13 protein-coding genes are annotated in these 17,673 nt (G+C 66.4%); 5 read left to right on the forward strand and 8 right to left on the reverse strand.

Annotated elements, in window-relative coordinates:
- The first annotated feature begins 158 nt into the window (after positions 1 to 158).
- Positions 159 to 1,115, forward strand: coding sequence for a fatty acid desaturase (locus tag ACY34H_RS16275; protein WP_464978510.1), 957 nt, complete (start codon positions 159 to 161; stop codon positions 1,113 to 1,115).
- Positions 1,112 to 1,909, forward strand: a complete 798-nt coding sequence (locus tag ACY34H_RS16280; RefSeq protein WP_464978511.1) for a phosphate/phosphite/phosphonate ABC transporter substrate-binding protein — start codon at positions 1,112 to 1,114, stop codon at positions 1,907 to 1,909. The genes ACY34H_RS16275 and ACY34H_RS16280 overlap by 4 nt, the downstream gene beginning before the upstream one ends.
- A gap of 24 nt (positions 1,910 to 1,933) precedes the next feature.
- Here ACY34H_RS16280 and ACY34H_RS16285 read toward each other — a convergent pair whose 3' ends face one another.
- The 7 genes from ACY34H_RS16285 to ACY34H_RS16315 all read right to left on the reverse strand — a co-directional run bounded on the left by ACY34H_RS16285 (position 1,934) and on the right by ACY34H_RS16315 (position 11,350).
- Entirely contained in the window at positions 1,934 to 3,100 is a 1,167-nt protein-coding gene (locus ACY34H_RS16285) for a tyrosine-type recombinase/integrase (RefSeq protein WP_464978512.1), read from the reverse strand.
- 56 nt (positions 3,101 to 3,156) lie between these two features.
- A complete protein-coding gene (locus tag ACY34H_RS16290; protein WP_464978513.1) occupies positions 3,157 to 3,528 on the reverse strand; it encodes a DUF2784 domain-containing protein in 372 nt (123 codons plus the stop codon).
- A 164-nt stretch (positions 3,529 to 3,692) separates the two neighbouring features.
- A complete protein-coding gene (locus ACY34H_RS16295) occupies positions 3,693 to 4,187 on the reverse strand; it encodes an FxDxF family PEP-CTERM protein (protein WP_464978514.1) in 495 nt (164 codons plus the stop codon).
- 329 nt (positions 4,188 to 4,516) lie between these two features.
- Positions 4,517 to 5,050 carry a hypothetical protein gene (locus ACY34H_RS16300; RefSeq protein ID WP_464978515.1) on the reverse strand — a complete coding sequence of 178 codons (534 nt, stop codon included), beginning with the start codon at positions 5,048 to 5,050 and terminating at the stop codon, positions 4,517 to 4,519.
- Positions 5,051 to 5,095: 45 nt separating this feature from the next.
- A complete protein-coding gene (locus tag ACY34H_RS16305; protein WP_464978516.1) occupies positions 5,096 to 6,457 on the reverse strand; it encodes an acetylxylan esterase in 1,362 nt (453 codons plus the stop codon).
- A gap of 95 nt (positions 6,458 to 6,552) precedes the next feature.
- The gene (gene cphA, locus ACY34H_RS16310; protein WP_464978517.1) at positions 6,553 to 9,123 is read right to left on the reverse strand and encodes a cyanophycin synthetase; all 2,571 of its coding nucleotides are present in this window, start codon (positions 9,121 to 9,123) and stop codon (positions 6,553 to 6,555) included.
- A gap of 49 nt (positions 9,124 to 9,172) precedes the next feature.
- Positions 9,173 to 11,350 carry a cyanophycin synthetase gene (locus ACY34H_RS16315; protein WP_464978518.1) on the reverse strand — a complete coding sequence of 726 codons (2,178 nt, stop codon included), beginning with the start codon at positions 11,348 to 11,350 and terminating at the stop codon, positions 9,173 to 9,175.
- Between the two features lie 284 nt (positions 11,351 to 11,634).
- Between ACY34H_RS16315 and ACY34H_RS16320 the strand changes: the two genes are divergently transcribed.
- Complete coding sequence (locus ACY34H_RS16320) at positions 11,635 to 13,917, forward strand: cyanophycin metabolism-associated ABC transporter (protein ID WP_464978519.1); 2,283 nt, start codon at positions 11,635 to 11,637, stop codon at positions 13,915 to 13,917.
- Complete coding sequence (locus tag ACY34H_RS16325; RefSeq protein WP_464978520.1) at positions 13,904 to 14,374, forward strand: cyanophycin metabolism-associated DUF1854 family protein; 471 nt, start codon at positions 13,904 to 13,906, stop codon at positions 14,372 to 14,374. Before ACY34H_RS16320 ends, ACY34H_RS16325 begins: the two co-directional genes overlap by 14 nt.
- 19 nt (positions 14,375 to 14,393) lie before the next feature.
- On the opposite strand, the gene ACY34H_RS16330 is transcribed toward ACY34H_RS16325, so the two are convergent.
- Positions 14,394 to 15,125, reverse strand: coding sequence for a hypothetical protein (locus ACY34H_RS16330; protein ID WP_464978521.1), 732 nt, complete (start codon positions 15,123 to 15,125; stop codon positions 14,394 to 14,396).
- A 118-nt stretch (positions 15,126 to 15,243) separates the two neighbouring features.
- On the opposite strand from ACY34H_RS16330, the gene ACY34H_RS16335 reads away from it, so the two are divergent.
- The gene (locus tag ACY34H_RS16335; protein WP_464978522.1) at positions 15,244 to 17,538 is read left to right on the forward strand and encodes an FdhF/YdeP family oxidoreductase; all 2,295 of its coding nucleotides are present in this window, start codon (positions 15,244 to 15,246) and stop codon (positions 17,536 to 17,538) included.
- Positions 17,539 to 17,673: the final 135 nt, after the last annotated feature.

Raw genomic sequence — 17,673 nt, forward strand, 5'->3', positions numbered from 1 at the left:
CGCGCGGGCCTCCAGCAGCGCCGTTTCAAACCGCTGCATAAGACGATTTTCCGCATAAGCAGCGACGTTAAACTTCGTATCCACCGCCTTGCCGGCTCCTTATACTTTTTCCAGCGATGGCATGCAACGCCACCAATGCAAACAGAATAAGGAAGACGATGAAGCAGCGCGCCGAGTACCTGGACGACACCCAGCGCAGCCACGTGGCGGCGGAACGCACGCGCCCGCTGTGGACGGCCGAGTGGCCCACCTGGCTGCTGATCGCCGCCATCCACGGCGGCTGGTATGCGACGCTGGCGTTCTGGCGCGAGCTGGGCACGCCGCTCGGCACGCTCCTGATGATCTGGTGGTGCGCCTGGTACATGTCGCTGCAGCACGAACTGATCCACGGCCATCCGACCCGCTGGCCCGCGCTCAACCAGCTGTTCGGCCAGGCGCCGCTGGCCGTCTGGTATCCCTACCGCCTGTATCGCGAGAGCCATCTGCGGCATCACGTGGATGCCCACCTGACGGTGCCGGCACTGGATACCGAAAGCTATTACGTGGCACCCGCCGCGTGGGCCGGCATGAGCGCGCCGCTGCGCCGGCTGTACTGGTTCAACAGGACGTTCGCCGGGCGCCTGCTGGTGGGACCGGCGATCTCGATCGCGACGATGCTGGCCGACGCGCTGCGGCAGGCGTTGCGGGGCGACCTGCGCCACGTGCCGATGTGGCTGGGCCACGCCGCCATGCTCGCCGCGCTGCTGTGTTGGATCGACAGCCGTTTCGGCGTCGCGCCGCTGTACTACCTGCTGGCAATCGCCTATCCGGCGCAATCGCTGGCGATGGTGCGCTCCTATTACGAGCACCGGCCGGTGGCGGAGCACAAGCAGCGCATCGTGCTGAACGAGGCGGGGCCGGTATTGCGGCTGCTGTTCCTGAACAATAACCTGCATCTGGTGCACCACGACCTGCCCTCGCTGCCGTGGTACCTGCTGCCCCGCGTGTATGCGGCGCGGCGCGCCGACTATAACGCCCGCAGCGGCGGTTTCCACCTGCACGGCTACGGCGTGCTGCTGCGCCGGTATGGCTTCCAGCCGGTGGATGGGCCGGTGCATCCCGGGCTGCCGACATGAGCTGGCAAGCCGCGCTGCCGATGTATAACGTGTCGCCGCGCTTGCGGCAGGGTTACGGCACGCTGCTGGAAGCGCTGCTGGCAGAAGCCGGCGTGCGCGGCGCGGTCGAACTGGTCGACGAGACCGGCCCATTGCTGGAGTTCTGGCAGCGCCCCGGCCTGCTGTGCTCCCAGGCCTGCGGCTATCCGTGGCTGCATGCGCTGCGGGGCCACGCGACGCTTGTTGCCACGCCTTCCTTCGATCTGCCCGGGTGCGCCGGCAGCGACTATTCCAGCGTGCTGGTCGCCCGCGGTGGCGGCGCTGTCCGTGCGCTGGCCGATGCGCGCGGCGGCGTGGCCGCCGTCAACGAGCGGCATTCGCACAGCGGCATGAATGCCCTGCGCCACGCGGTGGCGCCGCTTGCGCTGGATGGCAGCTTCTTTGGCGGCGTGAAGTGGTCCGGCAGCCACGCCGCCAGCGTGCGCATGGTACGGGAAGGCGAAGCCGACGTGGCGGCGATCGATTGCGTGACCTGGGCCTACCTGCGGCAGGAGGACCCGGCCAGCGTGGACGGCCTGATGCCGCTGGGCTTCACCGGCGCCGCGCCGGGCCTGCCGTTCATCGCCGGGAAGACCGTGCCGGAGACGCTTGCGCAGCGCCTGCGCGCCGTGCTGCTGGAACCCGGTGCCCGGTTGCGGGCGGCGATGGCACCGCTGCGGATACGGGGATTCGATCATCGGGACGAACGCGACTATGACAGGATCGCGCAGATGGAGGAACACGCGGCCAGCCTCGGCTACCCGGCCTTGCGCTGACCTGGGCGCACATCAGCGCACACATCAGAGCACATTCTTGCCGGCGACGGATGCCAGGATCTCGTCGTGCCGCTCGTTATCGGTCTTGTGCAGGTAAGCCGCGGTGGTGGAAATGTTCGCGTGGCCCGCCGTTTCCTGCAGCGTTTTCAGCTGCACCCCGTTGTTGGCGTGATTCGTCAGCATGCTGTGGCGCAGCCAGTGCGTGGAGGCCTGCCGCAACTGCGCGGCCGTGTCGCTGTCGCCGCTGGCCGCCGCAACCTGCGCCGCCGCCGTGAACACGGCTTTCAGCGCTTCGGACGCGGCTTCGTCGGTAATGCGGTTCAAGCCCTTGCCACGGCTCGACAGGACCAGCGGCGTGGTGTCGCTGCGCCCGGCGTGCGGCAGCAGGCCGAAGGCCGTCCGGTAGCGGCGGAAGGCATCGAGCATGTCTGGCGGCACCGGCAGGCGGCGCGGCTTGCTGCCCTTGCCGATCACGTCGATCCACCAGCGGCCATTGCCTTCCGTGTAGATCGAGCCCATGGCGGCGCCGACGATCTCGTTCAGCCGGGCACCCGTGTGTGCATACGCCACGAGCAGGAAGCGGTCGCGTTCGCGCCGGCGCAGCGCTGCCGGCGTTTCCGCCTCGCGCGTCTCCACGGTGGCCAGTGCCAGGCCGATCGCGTGCTGGGTCAAGTAGCGCGTGATGCGGCTGGCGCCGGGGATCCGCACCTGCCTGACCAGCGCGCCGGGGTCGCGGCGCAGGTAGCCGGTCTGCTCGGCAAACGCGAGCAGCCCTTTCACGGCGATCATCGCCTGGCGCCGGCTGGCATCGGACAGCGGACCGGAGAACGGGCGATAACGTTCGTCGGTGCGCGGCCACTTGGTGGTCGAGACCCAGTCCGCCGGCGGCGCTTTCAGGAAATCCTTGTAGGCGTTCAGGTCGGCCACGCCGAGCTGGCGCAGCGATTTGCCGGCTTCTTCGCGGCACCACGTCAGGAAGCGGTACAGCTCCTTCTGCGTATTGGCCGCCGATTTCGGCCGCAGCTCGCCGTGGCTGATGTACTCGCGGGCGATTTCGCTGTCCGTGCGGGCATCGGTCATTGCATCGTCGGGGATGTCGCGCCAGGCATCGGGATCGATGTCGCGCCGCGCCAGGCCGCCGGCCGTGCGTGAAGTATACGGTTGCAGGTCGATTGGCGCGAATTTGCCCATATAGCACGGAATACTGTGTAAATAACCAGTATTGTACAGTATTCCATACAGTATTTTCAGGGCCTTGCCGGCCGGCGCCGCCTGAATACCCATGCATAGATGAGCAGGTTGGCCAGGATGACCACACCTGCCAGCGCGAACTGGACGTTGCGGGTCAGCCCCTCCGGGTAGATTGCCCAGAGCAGCCAGCGTTCAAGGAAGTCGCCGTTGTAGCGGGCCATGCCGGCACGTTCGCGCAGCGTGTTTTCCAGCGAGGTGAGCGGGCATGCGGTGCCGGTGGCTTCGACCAGGAAGCCCCACGCCGCGGCCGGCAGGTGGATGGCTGCCATCCAGCGGCGCCGGAGGGCAAGCAGGCCGCCGAACAGCACGAACATGATGAACGCGAAGTGAATCGCCAGCACTGCCGTGGCTGCCAATGAATGGATCATGACAAATTGTCCAGCGTTTGCCCGGCGATTGCGCTGCACTTGCCGAACCGGGCCGCGGTCGATCGGAGCGGGATATCCGATGCATGATATCGACCGCACGGGTGCGCGTAAACGCAAGAAAGACGCCGAAGCGTCTTTCTTGTCACACCCGGGAACCGAGGCGATCAGGCCTTGCGGCGACGGGCCAGGAAGCCCATGACGCCCAGGCCGCCCAGCAGCATGCCGTAGGTGGTCGGCTCGGGAACGGCCGAGGTCACGTCGATCGTGCCGGCGTAGCTGGCGGAGTCGCCAGTCGCAATGCCCGAGACGATCAGCGTCAGCGTGCCGCTGACCGGCAGGTCGAAGAAGTCGACCGTGGAGTACTTGCCTTCGTTCGACAGATCCAGCGCGACGCCGTTCAGCGTTGCCCAAGAGAAGTCGATGTTGCTCCTCTTGTTTTGCAGGTTGCTGACGAAGCCGGTCGCGTTAGCGAACACGCCGCTGTAGCTGAACGTGAAGGTGTCGGTGAAGTTGCCGACCTTGTGGCTCGTGCCGAACTCGCCGGTCCAGTTCGCATCGCCTGCTTCCAGGACGATCGTCGGGGACGTGTAGTTTTCGGCCATTGCGCCGGTGAATGCAGTGCTCAGGATTGCTGCCAGGACGATCGATTGCAGTTTCATTTTATTTCCTCAGTTGCCATGTTCGTTATCGAGCAAGCAAGATAATATAAGGCATCAGTGATTGTCAACAGTTTATTAGAATTTCCTTAATAAAATAGTCAACTTACAATAAAAAAGACGCCGTAGCGTCTCTTGTACATCACCGTCAGGTTCGGCTCACCACGTGCCCGCCTGCCCACCTGCCGGAGGATCCACTGCTGCTGCGTCGATTAATGCCCAGCCGGCGTGAGGTGCATCTGCTCCGCCTCGATCAGGCAAAAAGGGAGAGATAAAAAAAACCTCGGCGAGAACCACGCATTCTCGCCAGGGACACCCGCGTGGCAGCGAGGTCAGTTCCCTTCGACCCCAAAAGCAATGATCTTGCGATTCGGCTGGGTCGCCACGGCGAATACGCGGCTGTGTTCGACGGGCACGCACTCCTGCTGCACGAAATTCGCAGGCAGCGTTGGCGCAGCCCGCGAAAGCATCTCCGCGTCGACCACGACGTCGTAGTTTTCCCGCTTGAAAACCAGGTGTTCGATTCCGTCATCGCCGGCTGACGACGGCGCGACGGCCACCAGCGACCAGTGTCCTTCGTCCCCGAGGAATTGCTTGCGCTCCAGAAATGCGTTGACCCGTCCGGCGACAGGCGTTCGAGTGTGCAGCGAACTCTGGTAAGGCGTCATGGGGCACAGCAGCGTGCCGGCCGGCCAGTCGAGGCGCGGCAGCGGTGACACCGTGCCCACACGCAGCCGGGACAGGTAGCGGTCGATCGGGTGCCTGGACTGTTCCATGTACCGGTCGACGACCTGCCCGGCGTCCTCCGTGCAGCCGCCAAGTGCCGCCAGGAAGAGCAGGCCGATGGCGCGGTGCCGGGTGCTCATCGAATGTCTCCAGTCATGGGAACGGGATTGCAGGCCATTGCGCCATCACCGTTTGCCGCCCTGCTTCAGGATCCACTGCTGCTGCGTTGATTGATGCGCGGCCGACGTCAGGTGCACCTGCTCCGGCTCGATCACGATCTGGCGCGGCGACGGAATCACATTGTAGACGGCAAACGTGGACGTCGGCGGCGTCACCGTGTCGTTGTAGCCGGCATAGAACAGCACCGGCGCGCGCAGGCGTTTCGCGAAGTTGACAGTATCGTAGTAGCCGGTGGTCTTTGCCTTGGGCGCGACGGGCTGGTCCTGCACATTGCCGGCGGCGTCCTTGCGGAACAGGCCGGGCCAGCCGCCCGCCCGGCCGCCCAGGTAGGCGGTCACGTCGGAATAGGCGGGGTAGGAAGCGACGGTGGCCGTCACGCGCGGATCGAGCGCCGCGGTGACGATGGCCAGCTGGCCGCCCTGGCTGCCGCCCTGCGTGACGAGCGCCCGGCCGTCCCATTTCGCATGCTGGACCAGGTAATCGAGCCCGCGCAGCGCGCCCAGGTAGACGCGGCGGTAGTAATAGGCGTCGCGGTCGTCCAGGTTGTAGCGGTTGTAGCTTTCCAGCGCGCCGTAGCGCAGCTGTTCATAGAGTTCGTCCGGCAGGTTGACGGGAATGCCGTGGATGCCGATCTGCAGCGTGATCGCGCCCTTTTCCGCCAGGTCGACCGCGCCCTTGTATCCGCGCACGCCGGCGCCCGGCACATGCAGGACCGCCGGATATTTTCCATCCGCGCGGGGCACGGCCAGCACGCCGTAGATGCGCGTGGGCCGGCCGCCCTGCCCCACGTTCTGGTAATGGAGGTAGGACACTTCCACCGCGGCGGTGGACAGGCCGGGCGCCGGCGTCAGTGTCCATTGCGGATCGACCTTCGCCAACTGTTCCTTCTGGGCGGCCCAGAACGCGTCGAAATCGGCCGGCTCGGTTTGCAGCGGGCGGATGTCGAATGGGCTGAAAGCGGCGGTGGCGCTGGCTTTCACGACTTTTCCATCGACGGCGGCTTCGACGAACGCGCGCACGAAACCAGGCTGCGCCTGCGCCGGCACCGGCAGCGACACGCCTTCCTTCGGTACCACGATGGTGCGTTCCGGACCTTCGAGCATGTCCGGGCCGAGGCGATAGCGGACCGGGATGCCTTGCGCGGGATATGGCTGCACATCGAGCCGGATGCGCACGCTGGCGCGCTCGCCGGTCTTGTAGGTCCAGTCGGGGCGGTCCAGCGTAACGCTGAGCGGGCCGACGGCCGGTGCCGCGTTCAGCAGGCGGACTTCAGATGATGCGGAGGATGCGGCGGTGGCCGCCGGATGAAGCTGGCTTGCCGCGAGCAGCGCGACGGCAATCAGCAGGCGCAGGGGACGAAGGGTCATGTGAGCGGATGAGTGAAAGGACGGCAAATCCTAGGACGGATCGCCATCCCGGTCAATGCCGCCCTTTCAAGAACTCACCCGCTTGCGCGGTGGCCTCAGCCCGCCGCGACGCGCCTGGCAATGTGCGCCAGCGCTTCCTCGACCTGGTCGATCAGGATCAGGCACAGGTCGCCCTCGCCCAGCCGGTCCATGGCCGTGTCGATGGCGACGAATTCGCCATCGATCTCGTCGACGTGCGAGGTACGCGGGGCGCCGTCCAGTCCCTGGCGCAGCAAGGCGATCACTTCGCCGTCCTCGCGGCCGCGCTGGCACTGGTCCTGGTACAGGACCACGTCGTCGAACGCCTTGCCGAGGATCTCGGTCTGTTGGCTGATGTCCTCGTCGCGCCGGTCGCCCGCGCCGGAAATCACCACCGAGCGGCGTTTCGCCGGCATCGATTCCACCGCCTGCACCAGCGCGAGCATCGCGTCCGGATTGTGGCCGTAGTCGGCGATCACGGTGGCGCCGCGGTAGTCGAAGACATTGAAGCGGCCAGGGGCATTATGGCTGTCCGTCGTGAAAGTCTTCAGGCCCAGGCGGATCGATTGCCAGTCGATGTCCGCACCCCACGCGGCGGCCACTGCCGCCATGGCATTCTCGACCTGGAAGCCGATGGTGCCGTTGCGGGTCAACGGAATGTCGGCCAGTGCGATGCGCTGCTCGAACTTGCCTTCCTTGGCCACCAGGTCGCCCCGCTCGACGAACACGGTGCGGCGGCCCTGCGCGACGTGCGTGGCCACCACCGGGTGATAGCGGTCGGCGCCGAAGAAGATGACCTTGCCCTTCGACGCGCCGGCCATGGCCGCCACGATAGGATCGGTGGCATTCAGCACCGCCCAGCCGTTCTCGTCGACGTTCTGCACGATCACGCGCTTCAGCACGGCCAGGTCTTCGACGGTGGTGATGTAGTTCAGGCCCAGGTGGTCGCCGGCGCCGATATTGGTCACCACGGCCACCTTGCAGCGGTCGAATGCCAGGCCCTCGCGCAGGATGCCGCCGCGGGCGGTCTCGAACACGGCCGCGTCCACGTCCGGGTGCTGCAGCACGTTGCGCGCGCTGCGCGGGCCGGAACAGTCGCCGCTGTCGATCTGGCGCCCGTTGACGTACACACCGTCGGTATTGGTCATGCCCACGCGCAGGCCGGACGACGCGATCAGGTGCGCGGCCAGGCGCACGGTGGTGGTCTTGCCGTTGGTGCCGGTGACGGCAACCACGGGAATGCGGCCATCGTCGCCTTCGTCGAACAGCGTGCCGACGATGGCCTCGCCGATCGGGCGGCCCTTGCCGTAGGATGGCGACAGGTGCATCCGCAATCCTGGCGCGGCATTGACTTCGACCACGCCGCCGTTCTGCTCCTCGATCGGGCGCAGCACGGAATCGACGACCACGTCCACGCCGCAGATGTCGAGGCCGATCATCTGCGCCGCTTCGACGGCGCGCGCCGCTACTTCGGGGTGCACGTCGTCGGTCACGTCGGTGGCGCTGCCGCCGGTCGACAGGTTGGCGTTGTTGCGCAGGATCACGCGCTGGCCCTGGGCCGGCACCGAGTCCGCATCCAGGCCCTGCATCTGCAGGCGCGCCAGCGCGATGTCGTCGAAGCGGATTTTCGTCAGCGAGGTGGCATGGCCGCTGCCGCGGCGCGGATCGGCGTTGACGATGTCGACCAGTTCGCGCACCGAGTGCACACCGTCGCCGACGACGTGCGGCGGATCGCGCCGCGCCGCCGCCACCAGCCGGTTGCCGATGACGAGCAGGCGATAGTCATGGCCGGGCAGGAAGCGTTCGACCATGATGTCGTCGCGGAACTCGCGCGCCGTATTGAATGCGGCATGCGTCTGCGCTTCGGTGGTGATGTTGACGGTCACGCCCTTGCCCTGGTTGCCGTCCTTCGGCTTGATCACCACGGGCAGGCCGATGAGCTGTGCCACCTGCCACGCTTCTTCCGCGGTTTCCACCGTGCGGCCGGTCGGTACCGGCACGCCGGCCGCATCGAGCAGCTTCTTCGTCAGTTCCTTGTCCTGCGCGATGTTCTCGGCGATCGCGCTGGTCGAATCGATCTCGGCGGCCTGGATGCGGCGCTGCTTGCTGCCCCAGCCGAAGGCCACCATCGAACCGGAGGTCATGCGGCGGTAAGGAATCTTGCGTGCCAAGGCGGCATGAACGATCGCGCCGGTGCTGGGGCCCAGGCGCACGTCCTCGTCCAGGTCGCGCAACTCGGCCAGTGCCGCGTTCAGGTCGAACGGCGTGTCCTGCAGCGCCGCATTGACCAGCTTTTCAGCCAGCTCCACGGCCAGGCGGCCGACTTCTTCCTCGGTATATTCAACCACCATCTGGAAGATGCCTTGCTCGACCGTGGGCGTGGTGCGGCTGAACGTGACCGGGCAGCCGGCTTCGGCCTGCAGGGCCAGCGCCGTCAGCTCGAGCACGTGCGCCAGCGGCACCGCGTCCGAGTGGCCATGCGGCTGGAACTGGCCGATGCCGGGGAAGCGCGCGCGCAGCCTGACTTCGAAGCCGGGCAGCCGGTCGGCCGCCAGTTCTTCGGGCGTGCACGAAACGATGGCTTCGATGGCGGTGTGGTGGCTCCAGAGGTTCGGGCCGCGCAGCGCGCGGGTGCGGATCACTTCCATGTACTGATTCCTGTGTGGTGTTCTTTTACGGGCGATGCTTGCTGGGCCATCATGCGGCGCGGTTCTTCCATTCGAACGTGCGCAGCGCCGCGGCGATCAGGTCCGGCGACAGGCCGAGCGCCCAGCCGGTGCCGATCGCGGCCAGCACGGCTTCGCGGCATTCATCGGCATCGTTCGGCAGGCAGCTGGCCGGCAGTTCGGCCACTTCGTCGGCGCCGACCGCCATCACGAACGAGCCGCCGCGGCCGAACACGACCCGGCCGCCTTCGTTGCGGTGCGCCAGCAGCGGCGCGGCATCTTCGTGCACGGCGTAGAACAGCACGTCGCCGTCGCACAGCCGGGCCATGCCGGCCACCTGTTCGTCGCCGGCGTTGAGCACGGCGACGCCGTCGGGCAGGATCACGTCGACCTGGGTGCGCAGCACGCGGAACATCTGCTCCGGATCCTCGATGTAGAACTCGCCCAGCTTGTCGTGGCCGCGCGTGTCGGTGACGACGCCGACCGTGCAGCGGTCATAGGCCAGGCCCTCGGCAAGGATCATGCGGTTGCCGTTGGCGAAGACCGCCGATTCGACGTTCTTGTTCAGCAGCAGGCGCTGGCCGGATTCCCATTCGCTCAGCGGACCGCGGGCGATCTTGCGGCCGTTGAGGTACACGCCCTCTTCGCAGGCGACGCCGACGTAGCGCCCGGAGATCTGCAGTACCCAGGCGGTCAACCGCGCGATCAGCGCCGTGTGGCAGGTACCGGCCACGCCGACGATCGGGATGCGGCCGTTCTCGCCGGGCGCGAACATTTCGTCTACGATTGCCGCGCCCACCGGCCGCGGCGTGCCGCCCGGTGCCGGCTTCAGGTGGGCCAGCAGGCCAGGGCTGGCATTGACTTCGATGATCGCGCCGCCCTGCTCTTCCAGCGGGCGCGAGATATCTTGCGCGACCAGGTCGATGCCGGCAATGTCCAGCCCCACCGCGCGGGCGGCCAGCGCCGCCATCTCGGCCACGGCCGGGTGCACCAGGTCGGTCACGTCGTTGGCGACGTTGCCGTTGATGGCGATGAGCACCTTGCGGCCCGCTTCCGGCACGGCATCGTGGACCAGGCCCTGGCCCTGCAATACCAGCTGTACTTCCGGCGAGGTTTCCGGCTCCACCGGGTTCAGCGGATGTTCCTCGTTGGGGCCGCGGCGCGGGTCGGAATTGATCTGGGCGTCGACCAGTTGCGTGACCGTGGACCGGCCATCGGCGGTGATCCAGACGGACTCCCCACGCGAGGCGGCCACGACCTTGCGGCCCACCACCAGCAGGCGGTGTTCGTCGCCGGGGACGAAGCGTTCGACGATCACCGACGAACTGTCACCCCGTTCGACGGCGATGTGGAAGGCCTTGCGGATATCCGCCTCGCTGGCCAGGTTCAGGGTCACGCCGCGGCCGTGATTGGCGTCCGACGGCTTGACGACGACGGGCAGGCCGATGTCCTGCGCCTCTTCCCACGCCTCGTCCTCGGTGTCGACCAGCGCGCCTTCGGGCACCGGCACGCCGCACGAAGCGAGGATGCTCTTGGTCATGTCCTTGTCGCTGGCGATGCCTTCGGCGATCGCGCTGGTGTTGTCCGTTTCCGCCGTCCAGATGCGGCGCTGGCGCGCGCCGTGGCCCAGTTGCACCAGGTTGCCGTCCGTCAGCCGGATATGCGGCACGGCGCGGTCGATCGCCGCGTCGACGATGCTGTTGGTCGACGGGCCCAGGCACAGGCGCTCGACCATGTCGGTCAGTTTGTCGACCGTGGCCTGCAGGTCATAGGGCCGGTCTTCGATGCAGGCCATCAGCAGGTCGCGGCCGGCGGCCAGCGCGGCGCGGCCGACGTTTTCCTGCCGGGTGCGGAAGGCCATCTTGTAGATGCCGCTGCCCTCGGCCGTCTGGCGCGTCTGGCCGAAACCGGTACGCATGCCCGCCAGGTTCTGCAGCTCGAGCACCACATGTTCGAGGATGTGGCCGGCGTAGGTGCCGTCGCGCAGGCGCTCGAAGAAGCCGCCGCGCTCGCCGACACCGCAGCGGTGTTCGATCATGCCGGGCAGCAGCGCGGTCAGTCTTTCGTACAGGCCAGGGATGGTATTGGATGGGAAGTTTTCAAGCTCGCCGATATCGAGCCAGGCTTCGATGACGGGGCGGTAGGTCCAGATGTTCGGGCCACGCAGGTGCGTCACGCGGAGAACGTCGATATCTTTCTTCTTTGTCATGTTTTTGCTCTAGTACCTCTTGCTGTATACTTCGCCGATGCATCCTGCTCGCTGCGTCGCCACTGCGTTGCCCGGTGCGCCACCGAGGGCGCCACAGGCGCCGGCTTCCTCTTCCGAATCATCCCTGAAGAATACAATAAATAAATTGGAGGCCCATTCTCCCGTGCGTTAATCGTGTCAGCGCACTGCTAGCCTGAGCCGTTACATCCTGATATTTTCCCACCTATTTTACATTCTTGCCAAACGGCAAAGCCGTCCAGCAAGCTAACGGAGCAATCCAGACAATGACAAGAACCGATCTTCCCCCTGGGCTGGCCCGCATCGAACTGCCGGAAAACTGGCGTTCAGACACGCAGATGCAGCTTGCTCCTGGGGAAAACGTCCAAAGTGCGCTGGAGGTTGACCTCGATGGCAAACTGCATTTCGCCAAAGGCATCGTCGTACTGACGGACCGCCGCCTGCTGGCCCGCGCGCCGAACCAGGACTGGCAGGCCTGGCCTTACCGGCAAGGCATGGTGCTGAAGCTGCACGATCACGCCGGCGTGGGCCACCTGGAACTGTTCGACGAGCACGGCCGGCTTGCCGCCTGGCGCTTCACCCTGGGCCAGAACCTGTACGCGCTCAAGCTGGCCGAGGCCTTCGGCCCGTTGCTGGAGGCGGCGCTGACGGGCCAGCCGGTGGCGCGCCCCGAGGAACACGCCTGCCCGACCTGCAAGGCGCCGCTCGAACCGGACCAGGATGAATGCCCGATCTGCACGAAGGTGGTGCACACGCCGCCGTCGACGTGGACGCTGTTCCGCCTGTGGCGCTTCGCCCACCCGTACCGCTGGGCGCTGGCGGGCGGCTTCACGCTGATGCTGCTGTCGACCGCCGCGCACATGATCCCGCCGTACATCAGCATGCCGCTGATGGACAATGTGCTGATTCCCTACCAGAACGGCCAGCCGGTGGACACCAGCCTGGTGACGATGTACATGTCCGCCCTGCTCGGTTCGGCGATCCTGGCGTGGATCCTCGGCTGGGGCAAGACCTACGTACTGGCGCTGGTGTCCGAACGCATCGGCGCGGACCTGCGCACGTCCACCTATGAACACCTGCTGCGCCTGTCGCTCGAGTACTTCGGCGGCAAGCGCACCGGCGACCTGATGGCGCGGATCGGCAGCGAGAGCGACCGGATCTGCGTGTTCCTGTCGCTGCACCTGCTTGATTTCGCTTCCGACTGCCTGATGATCATCATGACCGGCGTGATCCTGTTCACGATCGATCCGTGGCTGGCGCTGGTCACGCTGGTACCGCTGCCATTCATCGCCTGGCTGATCCACCTGGTACGCGACCGCCTGCGCACCGGATTCGAGAAGATCGACCGCGTGTGGGGCGAGGTGACCAACGTGCTGGCCGATACGATTCCCGGCATCCGCGTGGTGAAGGCCTTTGCGCAGGAATCGCGTGAAGCCCACCGGTTCCGCATCGCCAACAGGCACAACCTGGCCGTCAACGACAAGCTGAACAAGGTGTGGTCGCTGTTTTCGCCCACCGTGTCGTTCCTGACCGAGATCGGCCTGCTGGTGATCTACGTGTTCGGCATCTTTCAGGTATCGCAGTCGCACGTGACGGTCGGCGTGCTGACCGCGTTCCTGACGTATTCGACGCGCTTCTACAGCCGCCTCGATTCGATGAGCCGCATCGTTTCCGTCACGCAGAAATCGGCGTCGGCCGCCAAGCGCATCTTCGATATCCTGGACCACGTGTCGTCGGTGCCGGAGCCGGCCAACCCCGTCAAGCTGGCGAAAGTGGACGGCAACATCACGCTGCGCGAAGTGGGCTTCCGCTATGGCAACCGGGCCGTCAACCGCGGCGTCAACCTGGAAATCAAGGCCGGCGAGATGATCGGGCTGGTAGGCCATTCCGGGTCGGGCAAGTCGACGCTGGTGAACCTGATCTGCCGTTTCTACGATGTGGCCGAAGGCGCGATCCTGCTCGACGGCGTGGATATCCGCTCGCTGGCGGTGTCCGACTACCGCCGCAATATCGGCCTCGTGCTGCAGGAGCCTTTCCTGTTCTTCGGCACGATCGCCGAGAACATCGCCTACGGCAAGCCGGATGCGACGCGCGCCGAGATCATGGCCGCGGCCCGCGCCGCGCATGCCCACGATTTCATCCTGCGCCTGCCGCAGGGCTACGATTCGATGGTGGGCGAACGGGGCCAGGGCCTGTCCGGCGGCGAACGCCAGCGCATCTCGATTGCCCGCGCCCTGCTGATCGATCCGCGCATCCTGATCCTCGACGAAGCGACCGCCTCGGTCGACTCCGAGACCGAGAAGGAGATCCAGAAGGCGCTCGACAACCTGGTGGCCGGCCGCACCACGATCGCCATCGCCCACCGCCTGTCGACGCTGCAGCGCGCCAACCGGCTGGTGGTGATGGACCGCGGCAAGGTGGTCGAGGAAGGACCGCACGAGGAACTGATGGCGCAGGAAGGCGCCTACTACCGGCTGTACCAGGCGCAGGCCCGCAATGTCGATACCGACCTGGATGACAAGGGAGCAGAACGCGATGACGACAATTGATTTCCAGCTGCGGCGCGATGCATTCGGCCGCCTCTCCCTGACCGATGCGAACGGCACGGTGCACGAAGGCGTGGCGCCGGTGCGCGCATTCCCGATCCAGGCGCCGGACGAAGGACTCGCCCTCGTCAACACGGACGGCAAGGAGGTGATCTGGATCGAGCGTGTCGAGGACCTGCCGGCGGACATCGCGGCGCTGATCCGGGAGGAATTGTCCGGCCGGGAGTTCATGCCGGAAATCCGCCGCATCGTCGACGTGACGAGCTTCGCCACGCCTTGCACGTGGACCGTCGAAACGGACCGCGGCAGCGCCGACTTCGTGCTGCGCGGCGAGGAAGACATCCGCCGCATCGGCACCGAGGCCCTGTTGATCTCGGACACTCACGGGATCCAGTTCCTGGTCCGGAACCAGTACGCGCTGGACAGGCACAGCAAGAAGATCCTCGACCGCTTCCTGTAATCGCCGGCCAGCTACGAATCTACTTCAGGTACGGCGCGCAGGCGGCGGTCTTTTTCGCCGCGCCGTCGCACACCGCGCGGCGGCATTCGACGGCGCCCGATTCGCCCGGCCCCGGGCAGCGCGCGAACACGGCGCCGTAACGGTCCTTGCGGGGTGCGGCCTCGGTGCGCTCGCGCCGCGGTTGCGTCGGCGCCTGCGGCACCGCGGGCGCCGCGGATTCGTCGCCGGAAGCACCGGATGTCTGCACCGGCGTCATGTCAGCGGCCACCCACTCGGGCAGGTCGCGCAGCACGGCGGCCGCTACCGGCTGGCCAGGCAGGAGCAGCGGCGGCAGCCGGTCGGCCGTGACGGGCGCCGCGGCGACCGTTTGCGCCGGGCCGCCCTGCTCCGACTGCTCCGGCTGCTCCGTCCGCGCGGGACCGAACGGCATCGGCGGCATTGCCGTGTCTGCCGGCGCCGCGCGGGCGGCCGCGGCAGGCGATGGCCGGGAAGCTACCGAACTCTCGACATTTGCGATGGCACGGTTGGTTCGCCAGGTCTGCACGCCCCAGACCGCCGCGGCAGCGATGGCGGCCGCGAGAAAAGCCGTTGCCGCCCAGGCGATCCTGCGGTAGGACGGCGAGGTGGTAGCGGCGAATGCGGCAGATGAGGTGGCAGATGAGGTGGCTGATGAGGCGGCCGAGAAATGCGCCGCGTCCGGCGATGCCGCTTCGCCTGGCGGCGTCCCTGGTATTTGACTGTCCGGTTCCATCCCGACAGGATACTCCAGCAACGCATGACGCGGCGCACAATGATGGACGGCATTGTGCGGCTGCGCACCGACCACGGGGCCGTGCGGCGCTACCGTGGCTCGTCATCGAGGAGGAACCATGAGCGACGAGTTGAAGATCGAGTCGGCGGACATGCCTGCGGGCGGCTGGGGCTCTGTGAAGGAAGTGACCAATATCCTGTTCCACGAGCACGTGCCCTTGAAGGACAGCAGGTTGCTGCTCAAGCAGAACAAGCCGGATGGCTACGCCTGCGTCAGCTGTTCCTGGGCCAAGCCCGCCAATCCGCACCCGTTCGAATTCTGCGAAAGCGGGGCGAAGGCCACCGCATGGGAAACCACCAGCAAGTCGATCGGCGCCGATTTCTTCGAACGGCATACCGTCACCGAACTGGAAAGCTGGAGCGATCACGCGCTGGAAGACCTGGGCCGCCTCACAGTGCCGCTGCGCTGGGATGCCGCCAGCGACAGGTACCGCCCCATCGAGTGGGACACGGCATTCGCCGAGATCGGCGCGGCACTGCAGGCCTGCGACCGCGAGAACGTGGTGTTCTATACTTCCGGCCGGGCATCGCTGGAAACTTCGTACATGTACCAGCTGATGGCGCGCATGTATGGCAACAACAACCTGCCGGACAGCTCGAACATGTGCCATGAGAGCACGTCCGTCGGGCTGCAGAAGACCATCGGCGTCGGGGTCGGCACCGTGTCGCTGAACGATTTCGAGCATACCGACTGCATTTTCTTCTTTGGCCAGAACGTGGGCGTCAACAGCCCGCGCATGCTGCACCAGCTGCAGGAGGCGCGCAAGCGCGGCGTGCCCATCATTACCTTCAATCCGCTGCGCGAACGCGGCCTGGTCAGTTTCACGAACCCGCAATCGCCGGTCGAAATGCTGACGGGCCAGGAAACGCCGATCAGCACCCAGTACCACCAGGTAAAGCCGGGCGGCGACACCGCTGCCCTGATGGGGCTGTGCAAGGCCGTGCTGGCGCACGACGACGCGGCCCGTGACGGCGGCGCCCAGCGCGTGCTGGACATGCCGTTCCTGCAGGAGCATACGCATGGCTTCGCGGAGTTCGAACAGGCCGTGCGCGACTGTTCATGGGCCGCCATCGAGACGGAAGCCGGGCTGAGCCGGGCCGCGATCGAGGCGGCCGCCGATGTCTACTGCCGGTCCGCCGCGGTGCTGGGCATCTATGGCATGGGCCTGACGCAGCACCGCCATGGCGTACAGAACGTCACGATGATGGTCAACTTCCTGCTCATGCGCGGAAACATCGGCAAGCCGGGAGCCGGCATCTGCCCGGTGCGCGGCCACTCGAACGTGCAGGGCCAGCGCACGGTCGGCATCACGGAAAAGCCCGAGCTGGCGCCGCTCGACAAGCTGAAGGAACAGTACGGCTTCGAACCGCCGCGCAAGACCGGCATGAACACCGTGGAAGCGTGCGAGGCGATCCTGGCCGGCAAGGTGCCGGCCTTCATCGCGCTGGGCGGCAACTTCGTGCGCGCCGTGCCGGATACCGCGCGGATGGAAGCGGCGTGGCGCGAGCTGCCGCTGACGGTGCAGATTTCCACCAAGCTGAACCGTAATCACGTCATCCACGGCAAGGCGTCGTACATCCTGCCCTGCCTGGGCCGGATCGAAATCGACCGCCAGCGCGGCATTCCGCAGGCGGTATCCATCGAAGACAGCACGGCCTACATGCACGGCTCGCGGGGCATGGCCGAGCCCGCGGCGGCAACGCTGCTGTCCGAACCCGCCATCGTCGCGGGCATCGCCAAGGCGACGCTGGCGCCGAACCCGAAGGTGGACTGGGATGCCTGGGTGGCCGACTACGGACGCATCCGCAAGGCGATCGAAACCACCTATCCCGACATCTTCAAGGATTTCAGCGCACGGATGTGGACGCCGGGCGGCTTCCGCAAGCCGCTCGGGGCCGCCGAGCGTGTATGGGACACGCCCAGCAAGCGGGCCGAGTTCACCGTGCCGGAATCGCTGCAGGTCGACGCCGACACGGACAGCCCGGATCCAGCGGCGCTGCGGCTCTTCACGGTGCGCAGCGACGGCCAGTTCAACACCACGATCTACAGCCACGAGGACCGCTTCCGCGGCGTCAGCGGCAGCCGCATGGTGCTGTTCATGTCGCGCGCCGACATGACGCGGCTGCATCTCGAGAAAGGCGACGTGGTCGACCTGCTCACCGCCGTCAGCGACGACGCGCCACGCCACGTGCGCGGCCTGACCGTGGTGCCGTACGACATACCGGCAGGCTGCGTGGCCGGCTACTACCCGGAATGCAATCCGCTGATCCCGCTGTGGCATCACGCCATCGACAGCAAGGTGCCGGCGGCGAAATCCATCGATGTGCTGGTACGGCGCGCAGCCGTGCATTGACCGGATCGTACACACCAGTCCGAGGCAGTTGAGGTTCCTTAAAAAATAACAGGTTCTCGAGGTTGACAAAAGAACCACCGGGACTACGCTGGAGTAGCGCGCAACCCAACCTCAACTACTTGTGACTGGAGTAAT

The sequence above is a fragment of the Pseudoduganella sp. jia 9 genome, from assembly GCF_055502615.1.